Source organism: Mesorhizobium kowhaii, from assembly GCF_042431665.1.
GTDB classification, from domain to species: domain Bacteria; phylum Pseudomonadota; class Alphaproteobacteria; order Rhizobiales; family Rhizobiaceae; genus Mesorhizobium; species Mesorhizobium kowhaii.
Map to the genome: position 1 here is coordinate 1 of NZ_JBHLYT010000167.1, position 1,294 is coordinate 1,294.

The 1,294-nt window shown below is 63.4% G+C and carries 1 protein-coding gene; it reads left to right on the forward strand.

The genetic code is table 11. The features are described 5' to 3' along the window. Positions 1–495: 495 nt before the first annotated feature. On the forward strand, positions 496–1,294 hold a 799-nt coding region (locus ACFFNA_RS36855; RefSeq protein ID WP_378924957.1), incomplete at its 3' end, for a reverse transcriptase domain-containing protein.

The following is a 1,294-nucleotide window of genomic DNA, read 5'->3' on the forward strand; positions in this document are numbered from 1 at the left end:
ATTCAGTGCGCCCCGATGGCGCGTATCACCAGTGGAGGAAGGTTCCACCCAGATAGTAGTCGATTGGTCTGGTAGCTGACGAGCGGCTCGGTCGGGTAACTGGCCGGGTCGAAGCCTCGTGACAAAGGCCGCCTTGGGCGGTTGAGCAATCCGATGGGCCGTAACGTGAGTGAAGCCTGAGCAGGCCTCGAAAGTGATGATGTGGATGCCGACCCGCCTGAATTTCGGGGAAGGCCGCGCGAACGGGGAAGCAATCGACATGTGCACCCGTTCGATCCGCCGGGGTAATGGGCACGGCACGTCGGAAGGGTGATGCGGGTAACGGGGGAGACCCGCTCGGCATGAGGGTAGCGGCCTCAACGCAGCCGTCAGGGCGGCGGTGCCGGTGGGAGTCGGACAGGGTCATAATACCGCTGAAGCCGGGTAATGCCGGTGGAGGGAAGGGCCCTGACTTCTGGTGTGCTTTCGAAGTTGGTTAGGAGGGGGTGATTGGCGATGAGCCTCGAAACACCCGAAAAGATCAGGCACCTGCAGAGGAAGCTGTATCGTAAGGCGAAGGCGGAGCCCGCTTTCCGCTTCTACGTGCTTTACGACAAGATCTGCCGTGAGGACATGCTGCGCCATGCCTATGCGCTGGCCCGCGCCAATGCGGGTTCGCCGGGCGTGGACGGCGTGACATTCGCGAAGATCGAGGCGGAAGGCGCGGAGAGGTGGCTGGCGGGCCTGCGCGAGGAACTTGTCTCGAAGACCTACCGGCCGCAGCCGGTGCGACGGGTGATGATCCCGAAGCCGGGGGGCGGCGAACGTCCGCTCGGCATCCCGACCATTCGGGACCGGGTGGTTCAGACCGCCGCCAAGCTGGTGCTGGAACCGATATTCGAGGCGGACTTCGAGGATGGTGCCTATGGCTATCGGCCCAGACGCAGTGGGACCGACGCAATCAAGGAAGTGCACCGGCTTGTCTGCCGGGGCTACACGGACGTGGTAGACGCCGATTTGTCGAAATACTTCGACACGATTCCGCATTCGGACCTCCTCACATCGGTGGCCCGGCGCATTGTCGACCGGCACGTGCTGCGGCTGATCAAGCTGTGGCTGAAAGCGCCGATCGAAGAGCGGGACGGTGACGGGAAACGGCACGTGAGCGGTGGTAAGAGCAGCACGCGCGGCACGCCGCAAGGTGGGGTCGCAAGTCCGCTGCTCTCGGTCATCTACATGAACCGGTTCCTGAAACATTGGCGGCTCACCGGACGCGGCGAGGCGTTCCGTGCGCATGTCATCTCCTATGCCGATG